The organism is Geodermatophilus sp. SYSU D01180 (assembly GCF_054050415.1).
In genome coordinates this window covers 1-14238 of record NZ_JBJGZH010000017.1, presented here as the reverse complement: position 1 = coordinate 14238, position 14238 = coordinate 1, and the positions used below count along the sequence as shown (strand labels likewise).

Here is a 14238-nt window from a genome sequence, read left to right as displayed (position 1 = left end):
GGCGGCTACGCGGCGAGCGAGACGGCGCGCAGCCCCGCGCGGGCCGGCGTCCCCGCGCCGACCAGCGCGAGCGCGGGCTCGGCGACGGGCGCGGCCTCGGCAGCGGGCGCCGACGCGGCGGCCGGCTCGGCCGCGGCCTCCTCGGCGGGGGCGGTGCCGGCGGGCTCCAGCGGGCGGACGCGGGTGTCGGCACCCCGCAGGCCGGAGCTGACCTCGGCGAGCAGGTCGGCGAGCTCGACGTCGAGGGCGTCGCAGATGGAGGCGAGCAGCTCGGAGGAGGCCTCCTTCTGCCCGCGCTCGACCTCGGAGAGGTAGCCCAGGCTCACCCGGGCGGCACCGGAGACGTCGCGCAGCGTGCGGCGCTGCTGCAGCCGGTGACCGCGCAGGGTCCGCCCGAGCTGGGTGCGCAGCAGCGTCATGGCCGTCTCCTGTCTGGCAGAGGGAAGAGCGGCGGCACCCGCGGGTGCCGTGCGCCCACGGTACGCGGCCCGCCGGCCCGGGACCGGGCCGACGCGGACGCGTCCGCTCATGGCGTAACGCCGCAGGCAGGCACGCACTTCCCGCGCCGCCCCGGCCTCACGCCGCGGTGTCGGTGACCGAGCCGGAGGGCCCGGCGGCACGCCGCGCGGCCGCGGCGCGCATGGCCCGGGCACTGGTGCGGCGCAGGGCCAGCGCCCGGTAGACGTAGTCCAGGCCCGTGACCAGGGTGAGCACGACCGCGGCGGCCATGACCCACCAGCGGGCGCTGGCCAGCACCCCGGTCAGCGGCAGGGTGTACAGCGCGATGGCCAGGGCCTGGACGACGGTCTTGGCCTTGCCGCCGCGGCTGGCGGCGATGACACCGTGCCGGATGACCCAGAACCGCAGCAGCGTCACGCCGACCTCGCGGACGAGGATCGTCAGCGTCACCCACCAGGGCAGCAGCCCGAGCACGGACAGCCCGACCAACGCGGTCCCGGTGAGCGCCTTGTCCGCGATCGGGTCGGCGAGCTTGCCGAACTCGGTCACCTGCCCGGTGCGGCGCGCGATGAGCCCGTCGTAGCGGTCGGTGATGATCGCCAGCCCGAAGAAGACCGTCGCCCACACGCGGCGGTCGTCGTCCATGCCGCCGTCGGACAGCAGCAGGACGGCGAACACCGGCACCAGGGCCAGTCGCAGCACGGTGAGCGCGTTCGGCAGGTTGACCAGCTTCGCCGACTGCGGTGGGGTCGCCGCCGGGTCCGGCAGGACGGCGCTCACCGCTCGCTCACCGCCCTGCCGGGAGGGAGGCGGGCTCGAGGGCGGCCGCGACCAGGTCGACGCCCTCGGTGCCGACCACCTCGGCCGCGAGCAGCTGCCCGGGCCGGGCGTCGGCGGGGACGCCGGTCACCGTGGTCGTGCCGTCGGCGTCGGGGTCCTGGTGCGCGGCGTGGCCGGCCCAGACGCCCGGGCCCTCCTCCGCCGACAGGTCCTCGGTGAGCAGCACCTCGACGCGCTCGCCGACGCGGTCCTCGGCGCGCTGGGCGGTCAGCTCCTCGACGAGGTCGGTGATCCGCCGGACGCGGGCGTCGATCTCGGCCTGGACGAGCTTGCCCGGCAGGCCGATCGCCTCGGTGCCCTCCTCGTCGGAGTAGCCGAACACCCCGACGGCGTCGAGGCGGCCCTCGGTGAGGAAGCGCTCGAGCTCGGCGACGTCGTCCTCGGTCTCCCCCGGGAAGCCGAGGATGACGTTGGTGCGGAACCCGGCCGCGGGTGCCAGCGACCGGGCGCGCTCGATCAGCGCGAGGAAGTCGTCGGTGCCGCCGAACCGGCGCATCCGGCGCAGCAGGCCGGGCGAGGAGTGCTGGAACGACAGGTCGAAGTACGGCGCGACGCCCTCGGTCGAGGCGATGAGCTCGAGCAGGCCCGGGCGCAGCTCGGCCGGCTGCAGGTAGGCCACCCGCACCCGGGCGATGCCCTCGACCGCGGCCAGCTGCGGCAGCAGCCGCTCCAGCGAGCGCAGGTCGCCGAGGTCCTTGCCGTAGGAGGTGGAGTTCTCGCTGACCAGCACCAGCTCGGTGACGCCCTGCTCCGCCAGCCAGCGGGCCTCGCCGAGGACCTCGGCCGGGGGGCGGGAGACGAACGAGCCGCGGAAGGTCGGGATGGCGCAGAAGGCGCACCGCCGGTCGCAGCCTGAGGCGAGCTTGAGCGCGGCGGAGGGACCGGAGGCCAGCCGGCGGCGCTGCACCCAGCCGTGGCCGGGGATGGCCGGCGCCTCCGGTGCGGCGGCCGCGGCGGTGCGGGCGACGGGGCTGATCGGCAGGAGCGTGCGGCGGTCGCGCGGCGAGTGCGGGACCAGCGGCCGGCCGGCGAGGACGTCGTCGAGCCGGTCGCCGATGGCGGCGTAGTCGTCGAAGCCGAGCACGGTGGCCTCGGGCAGCGCCCCGGCCAGCTCGGAGCCGTAGCGCTCGGCCATGCACCCGACGGCGACCACCTCGGCGCCACCGTCGGTGGCCGCGAGGATGGCGTCGACCGAGTCCTTCTTGGCCGACTCGATGAACCCGCAGGTGTTGACCAGGACGGCGTCGGCGCCCTCGGGGTCCTCGACCAGTCGGTAGCCGTCGGCGGCCAGGCGGCCGGCCAGCTCCTCCGAGTCGACCTCGTTGCGGGCGCAGCCGAGGGTCACCACCGCCACCGTGCGGGCAGGGCTGGGCGGAGCTGTCACCGGTCCATCGTAGGCGCCGGGCGCCACGCTCCCGTGCCGAGCGGGGGGAACGCCGCCCGCTCCCCCGCTCAGTCCTCTCCCGCGGGGAGGGTCCCGCCACGGAGCGTGAACAGGACCGACTCCAGCTCGTCGGGCTTGACCAGCACGTCGCGGGCCTTGGACCCCTCGGACGGGCCGACGACGCCCCGGGTCTCCATGAGGTCCATGAGCCGGCCGGCCTTGGCGAAGCCGACCCGCAGCTTGCGCTGCAGCATCGACGTCGAGCCGAACTGGCTGGTGACGACGAGCTCGACGGCCTGGCACAGCAGGTCCAGGTCCCCGCCGATGTCCTCGTCGATCTCCTTCTTCTCGCCCTGCGCGGCGCTGAAGACCTCCTCGCGGTACTCCGGCTCGGCCTGGCGCTTGGTGAACTCGACGACCGCCTCGATCTCGGCGTCGGACACGTAGGCGCCCTGCACGCGGATCGGCTTGCCGGCGCCGATCGGTAGGAACAGGGCGTCGCCCATGCCGATCAGCTTCTCCGCGCCGGGCTGGTCGAGGATGACCCGGCTGTCGGTGAGGCTGGAGGTGGAGAACGCCAGCCGCGAGGGCACGTTGGCCTTGATCAGGCCGGTGACGACGTCGACCGAGGGGCGCTGGGTGGCGAGCAGGAGGTGGATGCCGGCCGCGCGCGCCTTCTGCGTGATGCGGACGATCGACTCCTCGACGTCACGTGGGGCGACCATCATGAGGTCGGCGAGCTCGTCGACGATCGCGAGGATGTACGGGTAGGGCCGGTAGACCCGCTCGCTGCCCGGCGGCGCCACGATCTCGCCGCGCTCGACCTTGCGGTTGAAGTCGTCGATGTGCCGGACGCCGGACGCGCGCATGTCCTGGTAGCGCTGCTCCATCTCCTCGACCAGCCAGGCCAGCGCGGTGGCCGCCTTCTTCGGGTCGGTGATGATCGGCGTGATCAGGTGCGGGATGCCGTCGTAGGGCGTGAGCTCGACCATCTTCGGGTCGACCAGGATCATCCGCAGCTGGTCGGGCGTGGCCCGCAGCAGCAGCGACACCAGCACCGAGTTGACGCAGCTGGACTTGCCGGAGCCCGTGGCGCCGGCGACCAGCAGGTGCGGCATCTTCGCGAGGTTGGCGCAGACGAAGCCGCCCTCGATGTCCTTGCCCAGGCCCACGAGCATCGGGTGCGGGTCCTGCTTGGCCACGTTCGAGCGCATGACGTCGCCGAGGCTGACGGTCTCGCGGTCGGTGTTGGGCACCTCGACGCCGACCGCGGACTTGCCCGGGATCGGGGCGAGGATGCGGATGTTGTCGTTGGCGACCGCGTACGCGAGGTTCTTGGTCAGCGCGGTGATCTTCTCGACCTTGACCGCGGGGCCGAGCTCGATCTCGTAGCGGGTGACCGTCGGGCCGCGGGTGAAGCTCGTGACGGCGGCGTCGACGTTGAACTGCTCGAGGACGCCGGTGATCGCCTCGATGGCGGCGTCGTTGGCCTGCGACCGGGCGCGCGGGGGCGTGCCGGGGCGCAGTGAGTTGATCGAGGGCAGCACGTAGTCGCCCTCGACCGGCTCGATGACCAGCTGCTGGGGCTCCTCGACCGGCGGGAGGTCCTCCGGCGGCGCCGTCCGGTCGACGACGGCGGGCCGCCGGGCCGCGGCGGGCGCCGGGTCGGGCGCGGGCTCGTGCCGGACGGCCTCCCGGACGTCGGCCGTCGGCACGTGGTCGATCGGGCCGGTGGCGGTGAGGTCGGGGGCGTCCTCGTCGAGCACCTCGGCCAGCGCGGCGCGCTTGGAGCGGCGCGGCTTGACCGGCTCCGCCGGCTCCTCGGCCCAGTCCTCGTCGTAGCCGTCCTCGTCCCACTCCTCGTCGCCGCCCCGGCCGACGAGCTCGCGCAGCCGCTCGGGCACCTGGTGCAGCGGGGTCCCGGTCAGCACCAGCAGCGCGAAGACGGCGAGCAGGGAGAGCAGGACGACGGCGACGACGGCGCCGAGCCCCGCGGTCAGCGGCGTCCCGACGGCCCAGCCGACCAGGCCGCCCGAGCCGGGCTCCCCGCCCATCGGGTCGGCGGGCGTGCCGACGACGGAGGCGATGCCGAGCACCGCGAGGGTGGCGCACACCCAGCCGATGGCCAGCCGGCCGCGGGCCTCGGGGCGCGGCGCGCGGCGCAGCAGCCGCAGCGCGACGAGGAACAGCAGCGCCGGCAGCACCACGAGCAGCGACCCGACGATCCAGCGGACGCCGTCGGCGAGGCCCGCGCCCACGGGGCCGATGCCGTCGAACCACGCGGCGGCGCCCAGCACGACGGCGAGCCCGAGGACGGCGAGGCCGGCACCGTCGCGGCGGTGCTCGGGGGCCAGCGGCTCGGCCTCCTCCGGGCGGGCGATCGAGCGGGCCAGCCCGCCGGCGCCGCGGGCGAGCAGGGACCAGGCGCCCGCGGCGGCCCGGAAGGCGCCGGCGGCCGCGCCCGGCGCCTGCTTGGGGGCGGGCCTGCGGGCGGGCGGCTTGCGGTTGCCGTTGCGGGCGGGCGTGCGCGAGGCCGGCCGCTTGCCGGAGGCCGTCGACCCGGACCGGCCCTTCGGGGCCGAGCCGGCCGGCCGGCGCGAGGGCGTGGTGCGGGCAGGCATGTGTCGACGGTAGCCGTCGGCCGGCGTCCTCCCAGGAAGGCGCGAGATCGTGTCCCCGACCTACGGTCGCTGCATGCCGACCTCCTCCCCCGTCCCGTACGGCAGCTGGCCCACTCCGATCACCTCGGCACTCGTCGTCCGCGCGGCCGCGCGCCTCGGCGAGGTGGCCGTCGACGGCGACGACGTCTGGTGGTCCGAGTCACGCCCCGGCGAGGGTGGCCGGTCGGCGCTGGTCCGGCGCTCGGCCGACGGCACCACGACCGACGTCCTCCCCTCTCCCTGGAACGCCCGCACCCGGGTGCACGAGTACGGCGGGGCGGCGTGGACGGTCGCCGGCGGCACGCTGTGGTTCACCCACTTCGACGACCAGCGGCTGTACCGGCTGTCCCCCGGCGACGACGGGCCGGTCGCCGTCACGCCCGAGCCGGAGCTGCCGGCCGGGGTGCGGTACGCCGACCTGACGCCGGAGGCCGGCGGCTCGCTGCTCGGCGTCCGGGAGACGCACACCGCCTCCGGCGCCGCGGCCGACGTCGTCGACGAGGTGGTGCGGCTGGCGCCGGACGGCACCGCCGAGGTGCTGGTCAGCGGGCCGGACTTCGTCTCCGACCCGCGGCCCGGCCCGGACGGGCAGCTGGCCTGGCTGCAGTGGGACCACCCGGCCATGCCCTGGGACGCCGCGCAGCTGGTCGTCCGCGCCGCCGACGGCACCGAGACCGTGGTGGCGGGCGGTCCGGGCGAGTCGGCGGTGCAGCCCACCTGGGCCGACGACGGCACCCTGTGGTTCTGCTGCGACCGGACCGACGTGTGGTCGCTGTGGCGGTGGCGGCAGGGCGGGGAGGCGGAGCTGGTCCTCGACACCGGCACCGAGATCGCCGGGCCGCAGTGGGTCTTCGGCTCCCGCCGGTTCGTGCTGCTCCCCGGCGGCCGGGTGGTCGCCGCGGCCGGCGGCGGGGGCGGGGACCGGCTGGTCGTGGTGGAGGCCGACGGGACCACGCGGGAGGTCGCGCTGCCCGGGTGGACCGCCCTGCGGTACCTCACCGCGCACGGCGACGGCGTCGTCTGCGTCGCCGGCAGCCCGGCGAGCGAGCCGGTCGTGCTGCGCGCGGACCTCTCCGGGCGGACCGAGGTGCTGCGCCCGGCGCGCGATCTCGGCCTGGACCCGGCCTGGTTCTCCGCGCCGGAGCACCTCACCTTCCCGACCGAGGAGCGCGGCACCGGCATCGCCGAGGCGCACGCCGCGGTCTACCCGCCGGCCAACCCGGAGGCCACCGCGCCCGAGGGGGACCTGCCGCCGCTGATCGTGATGGTGCACGGCGGCCCGACGTCGGCCCACCCGCGCGTGCTGGACCTGGAGATCCAGTACTTCACCTCGCGCGGGTTCTGCGTGGCGCACGTCGACTACCGCGGCTCCACCGGCTACGGCCGCCGCTACCGCGACGCGCTGCAGGGCCGCTGGGGCGTGGTCGACCTCGACGACGTCGTCGCCTGCGCCCGCTCCCTCGCCGACGCCGGCCGGGTGGACCCCGCCCGCATGGCCATCCGCGGCGGCTCGGCCGGCGGCTACACGACGCTGGCCGCGCTCACCCTGCGGCCCGGCGTCTTCACCGCCGGCGCCAGCCACTTCGGCGTGGCCGACCTCGGCGCCCTGGCCTCGGACACGCACAAGTTCGAGTCGCGCTACCTCGACGGGCTGGTCGCGCCGTGGCCCGAGGGCGCCGACGTGTACGCCGAGCGCTCGCCGATCACGCAGGTCGACGCGCTGGACACCCCGCTGGCGGTGTTCCAGGGCGCGGAGGACCGCGTCGTGCCGCCGGAGCAGGCCGAGGTGATGGTCGCGGCGCTGCGGGAGAAGGGCGTGCCGCACGCCTACCTGCTGTTCGACGGTGAGCAGCACGGCTTCCGGCGGGCGGAGAACATCCGCGCCGCCCTCGACGGCGAGCTGTCCTTCTACGCGCAGGTGTGGGGCTTCGACCTGCCCGCGCAGGAGGGCATCGCGCCGATCGAGGTCGTGCGCTAGACCTCCAGGACGGTCGGGATGATCATCGGGCGGCGGCGGTGGGTGTCGGACACCCACTTGCCGACCGTCCGGCGGATCGTCTGCGACAGCCGGTGGGCGTCGCGCTGACCGTCGGCGAGCTCCCGCTTGAGGTTGTCCTCGACCAGGTGCAGCACCTCGTCGAAGGCGCTCGGGTCGTCGGAGAAGCCGCGGGTGGACAGGTGCACCGGCCGGACGATCGTGCCCGTCGAGGGCTCGATCACCACGGTCAGCGCGACGAAGCCCTCGTCGCCGAGGATCCGCCGCTCCTGCAGGGACTCCTCGCCGACGTCGCCCACGTTGAGCCCGTCGACGTAGACGTTGCCCACCGGCACCGACCCGGTGATCGAGGCCTTGCCGTCGACCAGGTCCACCACCACGCCGTCCTCGGCGAGCAGGACCCGGTCGGCGGTCATGCCGGTCTCCTCGGCCAGCGCGGCGTGCGCCCGCAGGTGCCGCCACTCCCCGTGCACCGGCATCAGGTAGCGCGGCTTGGCGACGTTGAGCAGCGTCCGCAGCTCGCCGGCCGGGGCGTGCCCGGAGACGTGCACGCGGGCGGTCTCCTTGTGCACCACGGTGGCGCCGAGCCGGGCCAGCCCGTTGATGACCTTGTAGACGGCGGTCTCGTTGCCGGGCACCAGCGAGGAGGCCAGCACGATCGTGTCGCCGGCCTCGATGGTCACCTGGTGGTGCTCGCCGCGGGCCATGCGCCCGAGCGCCGACAGCGGCTCGCCCTGCGACCCGGTGCTGATCAGCACCACCTGCTCCGGCGGCATGCTGGTCGCCTCGTCCAGGCTCACCATCAGCCCCGGCGCGACCCGCAGCAGGCCCAGGTCCCGGGCGACGCCCATGTTGCGGACCATCGAGCGGCCGACCAGGGCGACCTTGCGGCCGTGCGTCTCGGCGGCGTCGAGCACCTGCTGGATGCGGTGCACGTGGCTGGCGAAGCTGGAGACGATCAGCCGCTGGGTGGCGCGGCGGAAGACGTCCTCGAGCACCGGTCCGATCGACCGCTCGGGCGTGACGAACCCGGGGATCTCGGCGTTGGTGGAGTCGGCCAGCAGCAGGTCGATGCCCTCGAGGCCCAGCCGGGCGAAGGCGCCGAGGTCGGTGAGGACGCCGTCCAGCGGGAGCTGGTCCATTTTGAAGTCGCCGGTGTGCACCAGCACGCCCGCGGGCGTGTGGACGGCGACGGCCAGCGCGTCGGGGATCGAGTGGTTGACCGCGATGAACTCGCAGTGGAACGGCCCGGCGACGTGGTCGTCGCCCGCCGCGACCTCCACCAGCGTCGGCACCAGCCGGTGCTCGCGCAGCTTGGCCGCCACCAGGGCGAGGGTGAACCGCGAGCCGACCAGCGGGATGTCCCCGCGCAGCCGCAGCAGGTAGGGGATCGCGCCGATGTGGTCCTCGTGCCCGTGGGTGAGGACGACGGCGACGACGTCGTCGAGGCGGTGCTCGATGACCCCGAAGTCGGGGAGGATCAGGTCGACGCCGGGCTGCTCGGCCTCGGGGAAGAGCACCCCGCAGTCGATGACCAGCAGCTTCCCGTCGAACTCGACCACGGCCATGTTGCGGCCGATCTCGCCGAGCCCGCCGAGCGCGATGACCCGCAGGCCACCGGCGGGCAGCGGCGGCGGCGTCTTGAGGTCCAGGTGCGGCTGACCGGCGGTGCCGGCGGAGCTGACGGTCACGGGGCGGTGCTCGCAGGGCTCACAGGGGGATGCCTCCGTCGGCGAGGTCGGCGCGCAGCTGCGCGATCTGCTCGGGCGTGGCGTCGACGAGCGGGGGGCGCACGGGGCCGGCGGGCAGCCCCAGCTCGCGCAGCGCCGCCTTCACCATGATGACGCCCTGGGTGCGGAAGATGCCGGTGTACAGCGGCAGCAGGGTCTCGTTGACCTCGCGCGCCTTGGCGAGGTCGCCGGACTCCACCGCGGCGATCAGCTCGGCGAGGCGGGGGCCGGCCAGGTGGCCGACCACGCTCACCACGCCGACGGCGCCGAGGGCCAGCATCGGCAGGTTGATCATGTCCTCGCCGCAGTAGTAGGCGAGGTCGGTGCGGGCCAGCGTCCAGGCGAGCGCGCCGAAGTCGCCCTTGGCGTCCTTCACCGCGACGATGCGCGGGTGCTCGGCGGCGCGGACCAGCGTCTCCACCTCGATCGGCACGACCGACCGCGGCGGGATGTCGTAGAGCATCACCGGCAGGTCGGTGGAGTCGGCGACCGCGGTGAAGTGGCGCAGCAGCCCGGCCTGCGGCGGCTTGTTGTAGTACGGGGTGACGACGAGCAGGCCGTCGGCGCCCAGCCGCTCGGCCCGGCGCGCGTTGTCGATGGTGTGCGCGGTGTCGTTGGTGCCGACCCCGGCGACCACGGAGGCGCGGTCGCCGACCGCGTCGATGACCGCCTCGAGGACGGCGTGCTGCTCCCCGTCGCTGAGCGTGGGGGCCTCCCCGGTGGTGCCGAGGACGACGAGGCCGTCGTGGGCCTGCCGGTCGACCAGGTGCGCGGCCAGCTCCTGGGCCCCGGCGAGGTCGATCGAGCCGTCCTCCGCGAGCGGGGTGACCATCGCCGTGACGACGCGTCCGAACGGCCGGGCGGGGTCGGTGGTCATGCGGAGGAATCTACCGACCGGCCGCGGGCGTCCCGGTCCCGGCAGCGTCCCGGCGGAACTCGGAGACGGCGTACCGCAGCCCGGTCGTCGAGGTGGCCCACCCCGCGTCCGGCGTGCGGGACACGCGCCGCCAGCCGTCGTCGAGGACGGGGGCGCGGGTGTCGCCGTCGACGGCCAGGTCGACGTCGGTGACGACCAGCCGGTGCGCGTGCGGGAGGAACGCCGCGTAGACGGCCGCGCCGCCGATCACCCAGCAGTCCGGGTGTGCGGCGAGCACGCCGGCGACCGAGCCGGCCCGCTCCGCGCCGTCGGCGGACCAGCCCGGGTCGGTGGTGAGGACGACGTTCACCCGGCCCGGCAGCGGCCGGTTGCGCGCGGGCAGCGACTCCCAGGTGCGCCGCCCCATGACGACGGTGCCGCCGCTGGTCAGGCGCTTGAACAGCCGCAGGTCCTCGGGCAGGTGCCAGGGCAGGGCGCCGCCGGCGCCGATGACCCGGTCGTGTGCCTGCGCCCAGATGCAGGCTATGCCCATCGGCGCCGAGTCCCGCGCACGGTCACACGGCCACGGCGGCGCGGATGGCCGGGTGCGGGTCGTAGCCGTGCAGGGTGAACGACTCGAAGGTGTGGTCGAACAGCGACGGCGCCGGGGCGATCTCCAGCGTCGGGAACGGCCGGACCTCGCGGGAGAGCTGCTCGCGCACCTGCTCGACGTGGTTGCTGTAGACGTGGCAGTCGCCGCCGACCCAGATGAACTCGCCCGGCTCCAGCCCCACCTGCGCGGCGACCATGCGGGTCAGCAGCGCGTAGCTGGCGATGTTGAACGGGACGCCGAGGAACATGTCGGCGCTGCGCTGGTAGAGCTGGCAGGACAGCCGGCCGTCGTGGACGGCGAACTGGAACAGCGCGTGGCACGGGGCCAGCGCCATCTCCGGCAGCGCGGCGACGTTCCACGCCGACACGACCATGCGCCGGGAGTCGGGGTCCTTCCGCAGCGTGTCGAGCACGCCCTGGATCTGGTCGATCGTGCCGCCGTCGGGGGTGGGCCAGGACCGCCACTGCACGCCGTAGACGGGCCCGAGGTCGCCGTCAGCGTCGGCCCACTCGTCCCAGATGGTGACGCCGTGCTCCTGCAGCCAGCGGACGTTGCCGTCGCCGCGCAGGAACCACAGCAGCTCGACCGCGACCGACCGGAAGTGCACCTTCTTCGTCGTGACGAGCGGGAACGACGCCGACAGGTCGTAGCGCAGCCGCTCGCCGAAGGTGCTGACCGTGCCGGTCCCGGTGCGGTCGGACTTCGGCGTCCCCGTCTCGAGGATCCGCCGCAGGAGGTCCTCGTACTGCGTGTCCACCGGTCCGTTGCTCACCACGGGCGTCGAGCCTAGGCGACCACGGGGCGCGGGGCGGGCAGCGCGCAGGTGAGGTCGGCCGCGAGGTCCCCGCGGTCGGCCACGGCGACGTCGTCGAGCTCCAGCCAGTCCGCCATCAGCCGCAGCTCCCCGGCCAGCGCGGCGGCGACCTCGGCGCGGTCGACGCCGTCCTCGGCGTGGGTGGCCTGCGCCCGCAGGACGCCGGCCTGGCGGTCGGCCTTGAGGTCGACCCGTGCCACCAGGCGGTCGCCGAGCAGGAACGGCAGCACGTAGTAGCCGTGCACCCGCTGCGCGGCGGGCGTGTAGATCTCGAGCCGGTAGCGGAAGCCGAAGATGCGCTCGACCCGCGGCCGCTCCCACACCAGCGAGTCGAACGGCGACAGCAGCGCGCGGGCGCGGATCCACCGCGGCCGGCGGGCGGCCGGGTCCAGCCAGGCGGGCGCGCCCCACCCGGCCACCTCGACCGGCAGCAGCTCCCCCGCGTCGGCGAGCTCGGCGATCGCCTGGCGTGCCTGCGCCGGCTTCAGCCGGAAGTAGTCGCGCAGGTCCCGCTCGGTGGCCACGCCGAGCGCGCGGGCGGCGGTGCGGACGAGCTCGCGGACGGCGTCGGCGGGGTCCGGCGTCGGGGTCTGCAGGACGGCGGCGGGCAGGACCCGCTCGGTGAGGTCGTAGACCCGCTCGAACGACGTCGTCCGCCCCCGGGCGGTGAGCACGCCGGTGTAGAAGAGCCACTCGAGGGCGACCTTGCCGGCGTGCCAGTTCCACATCTGCCCGGGCCGGTCCGGGCGGGGCTCGTCCAGGTCGCTGGCCTTGGTGGGGCCGCCCTCCCGCACCCGGTCGAGCACCTCGGCCACGTAGCCGGGCCGCTCGCGCTGGATGCGCACCATCGAGCCCCAGGCGTGCTCCTCGGCGGCGGCCATGCGCCAGCGCAGGAACGGGTGCAGCCGCACGGGGAGGAAGGACGCCTCGTGCGCCCAGAACTCGAACAGCTCGTGCCGGCGGGCGGTGAAGTCGTCGAGGACCGCCCGGCGATAGGCGCCGAGCCGGCTGAACGCCGGCAGGTAGTGCGACCGGGACAGCACGTTGACCGAGTCGATCTGCACGACGCCCAGCCGGTCGACCATCCGCCGCAGCTGCCGGCTGTCCACCACCCCCCTGGGCCGCGGGTCGGCGAAGCCCTGCGCGGCCAGGGCGATGCGCCGGGCGAGGGCAGCGGGCAGCCGGTCGGCGACGGGAGCGGGCACGCCGCCGATCCTGCCGTGCACCGGTGACGGTCCGCCTCCGCGCTCCCCCGACCTAGGCTGCCCGGCGTGGACCCCCGCCCGGCCTTCCCGCGCCTGACCGGCACCGCGGACGTGTCCGTGCGCCCCGCCGTCGCCGCGGACGCCGCCGAGGTGGCGCGCGTGCAGGGCGAGACCTGGCGCACCGCCTACCGCCACGTCCTGCCGCCGGCTGCGCTCGAGGGCTGGGACGCCGCGGCCGCCGAGGCGGCCTGGCGCGCGGCGATCACCTCCCCGCCCACCGCGGCGCACGGGGTGCTGGTCGCCCTGGACGACGGCCGGGTGGTCGGGTTCGCCGCGTTCGGTCCCGCCGAGCTGTCCGACGGCGAGCGGCCGCACCCGGCCGGCCCGACGACGGAACTGGCGGTCCTCCTGGTGGAGCCGCGGTGGGGACGGCGCGGGCACGGCAGCCGGCTGCTCGCCGCGGTGGCGGACCTGGCCGCCGGGACCGGCGCGACCCGGCTGACCGCCTGGGTGCCCGAGGCCGACGGGGTCACGGCCGGGTTCCTCGAATCGGCTGGGTGGGACCGGGACGGCTGGGCACGCACCCTCGACGCCGACGGGGTCCCGCTGCGCGAGGTCCGCTGGCACACCCTGCTGGGAGGAGACGCATGACGTTCCAGGGCTTCCCCGACGAGGGCCTGGTGTTCTACGAGGGCCTGGAGGCGGACAACTCCAAGACCTACTGGACACGGCACCGCGCCGTGTACGACAGCTGCGTCAAGGCACCGATGCAGGCCCTCGTCGACGAGCTGGCCGCCGAGTTCGGCCCGGCCAAGCTCTTCCGCCCCTACCGGGACGTCCGCTTCAGCAACGACAAGACGCCGTACAAGACGCACCAGGGCGCCGTCGTCAACCCGGAGGGCCGGGGCGCGGGCGCCTGGTACGTCGAGATCTCCGCCGCGGGCCTGCGGGTGGCCGGCGGTGCCTGGCGGCTGGAGTCCGACCAGGTCGACCGCTACCGCCGAGCCGTCGCCGACGACGTCCAGGGACCGCGCCTGCGGGACGAGGTGGGCCGTTTGGCCGCGGCCGGCTGGTCCGTCGACGGTGACCGCCTCACCCGGGTCCCCAAGGGCTACGACCTGGCCGGCGACGACGCCCGCGCGGACCTGCTGCGGCACCGGTCCCTGCACGCCGGCCGCCTGTTCGACTTCGCCGAGTGGCTGCACGGGCGTGAGGCGCTCGAGCAGGTCCGCACCGCCTGGCGGGACCTGGTCGCACTCAACGCCTGGCTCGCGGACAACGTGGGCGCGACGACGAAGGAGATCCGTCGGCGCTGACCGGCTTTTGCATTGCCGTTCTGACGGAATGCAGCAGGGCCCCGCACCGGATGGTGAGGGGCCCTGCTGAATGGTTGTCCGGCGGCGTCCTACTCTCCCACCCCGTCTCCGGAGCAGTACCATCGGCGCTGAGAGGCTTAGCTTCCGGGTTCGGAATGGGTCCGGGCGTTTCCCTCTCGCCATGGCCGCCGTAACGCTGTGAACGTGTTCCCGGCCGGCATCCGGGTGGAATGCCGGGGGCTGGGTGCGTTCAGAACCGCACAGTGGACGCGAGACACGAAGAAGTGTGTAGAAGGATGTGTGGTCAAGCCCTCGGCCTGTTAGTACCGGTCAGCTCGCACGCCTTGCGGCGCTTCCACTTCCGG

The 14238-nt window shown here is 75.0% G+C and carries 12 protein-coding genes and 1 rRNA gene; 3 read left to right on the top strand and 10 right to left on the bottom strand.

The window, feature by feature from the left end; genetic code table 11:
• Nucleotides 1-5 precede the first annotated feature (5 nt).
• From ACI8AA_RS15830 to ACI8AA_RS15815, 4 genes are all read right to left on the bottom strand, one after another.
• Complete coding sequence (locus tag ACI8AA_RS15830; protein WP_457045357.1) at nucleotides 6-419, bottom strand: helix-turn-helix domain-containing protein; 414 nt, start codon at nucleotides 417-419, stop codon at nucleotides 6-8.
• Between the two features lie 157 nt (nucleotides 420-576).
• Nucleotides 577-1239 carry a CDP-diacylglycerol--glycerol-3-phosphate 3-phosphatidyltransferase gene (gene pgsA, locus ACI8AA_RS15825; RefSeq protein ID WP_457045356.1) on the bottom strand — a complete coding sequence of 221 codons (663 nt, stop codon included), beginning with the start codon at nucleotides 1237-1239 and terminating at the stop codon, nucleotides 577-579.
• A 7-nt stretch (nucleotides 1240-1246) separates the two neighbouring features.
• A complete protein-coding gene (gene rimO / locus ACI8AA_RS15820; protein ID WP_457045355.1) occupies nucleotides 1247-2683 on the bottom strand; it encodes a 30S ribosomal protein S12 methylthiotransferase RimO in 1437 nt (478 codons plus the stop codon).
• Between the two features lie 68 nt (nucleotides 2684-2751).
• Nucleotides 2752-5304, bottom strand: coding sequence for a DNA translocase FtsK (locus tag ACI8AA_RS15815; RefSeq protein ID WP_457045354.1), 2553 nt, complete (start codon nucleotides 5302-5304; stop codon nucleotides 2752-2754).
• Between the two features lie 73 nt (nucleotides 5305-5377).
• On the opposite strand from ACI8AA_RS15815, the gene ACI8AA_RS15810 reads away from it, so the two are divergent.
• Complete coding sequence (locus ACI8AA_RS15810; RefSeq protein WP_457045353.1) at nucleotides 5378-7321, top strand: prolyl oligopeptidase family serine peptidase; 1944 nt, start codon at nucleotides 5378-5380, stop codon at nucleotides 7319-7321.
• Here the strand turns inward: ACI8AA_RS15810 and ACI8AA_RS15805 are convergent.
• From ACI8AA_RS15805 to ACI8AA_RS15785, 5 genes are read right to left on the bottom strand one after another with little or no spacing between them, the layout of a single operon-like run.
• Nucleotides 7318-9030: a ribonuclease J gene (locus ACI8AA_RS15805; RefSeq protein ID WP_456938877.1), complete on the bottom strand. Its 1713-nt coding sequence runs from the start codon at nucleotides 9028-9030 to the stop codon at nucleotides 7318-7320. The two genes, ACI8AA_RS15810 and ACI8AA_RS15805, sit on opposite strands and share 4 nt — an antisense overlap.
• Nucleotides 9031-9049: 19 nt before the next feature.
• Nucleotides 9050-9946, bottom strand: a complete 897-nt coding sequence (gene dapA / locus ACI8AA_RS15800) for a 4-hydroxy-tetrahydrodipicolinate synthase (protein WP_457045352.1) — start codon at nucleotides 9944-9946, stop codon at nucleotides 9050-9052.
• A 10-nt stretch (nucleotides 9947-9956) separates the two neighbouring features.
• Complete coding sequence (locus ACI8AA_RS15795; RefSeq protein ID WP_457045351.1) at nucleotides 9957-10478, bottom strand: dihydrofolate reductase; 522 nt, start codon at nucleotides 10476-10478, stop codon at nucleotides 9957-9959.
• A gap of 22 nt (nucleotides 10479-10500) precedes the next feature.
• On the bottom strand, nucleotides 10501-11313 hold the full coding sequence (locus tag ACI8AA_RS15790) for a thymidylate synthase (protein ID WP_457045350.1): 813 nt from the start codon (nucleotides 11311-11313) through the stop codon (nucleotides 10501-10503).
• Between the two features lie 11 nt (nucleotides 11314-11324).
• Complete coding sequence (locus ACI8AA_RS15785; protein WP_457045349.1) at nucleotides 11325-12557, bottom strand: winged helix-turn-helix domain-containing protein; 1233 nt, start codon at nucleotides 12555-12557, stop codon at nucleotides 11325-11327.
• 66 nt (nucleotides 12558-12623) lie between these two features.
• Between ACI8AA_RS15785 and ACI8AA_RS15780 the strand changes: the two genes are divergently transcribed.
• Both ACI8AA_RS15780 and ACI8AA_RS15775 read left to right on the top strand, forming a co-directional pair.
• Nucleotides 12624-13208, top strand: a complete 585-nt coding sequence (locus tag ACI8AA_RS15780) for an N-acetyltransferase family protein (RefSeq protein WP_457045348.1) — start codon at nucleotides 12624-12626, stop codon at nucleotides 13206-13208.
• Nucleotides 13205-13873: a DUF2461 domain-containing protein gene (locus ACI8AA_RS15775; protein ID WP_457045347.1), complete on the top strand. Its 669-nt coding sequence runs from the start codon at nucleotides 13205-13207 to the stop codon at nucleotides 13871-13873. The genes ACI8AA_RS15780 and ACI8AA_RS15775 overlap by 4 nt, the downstream gene beginning before the upstream one ends.
• A gap of 76 nt (nucleotides 13874-13949) precedes the next feature.
• Here the strand turns inward: ACI8AA_RS15775 and rrf are convergent.
• Nucleotides 13950-14066 (bottom strand): 5S ribosomal RNA (rrf, locus tag ACI8AA_RS15770).
• Nucleotides 14067-14238: the final 172 nt, after the last annotated feature.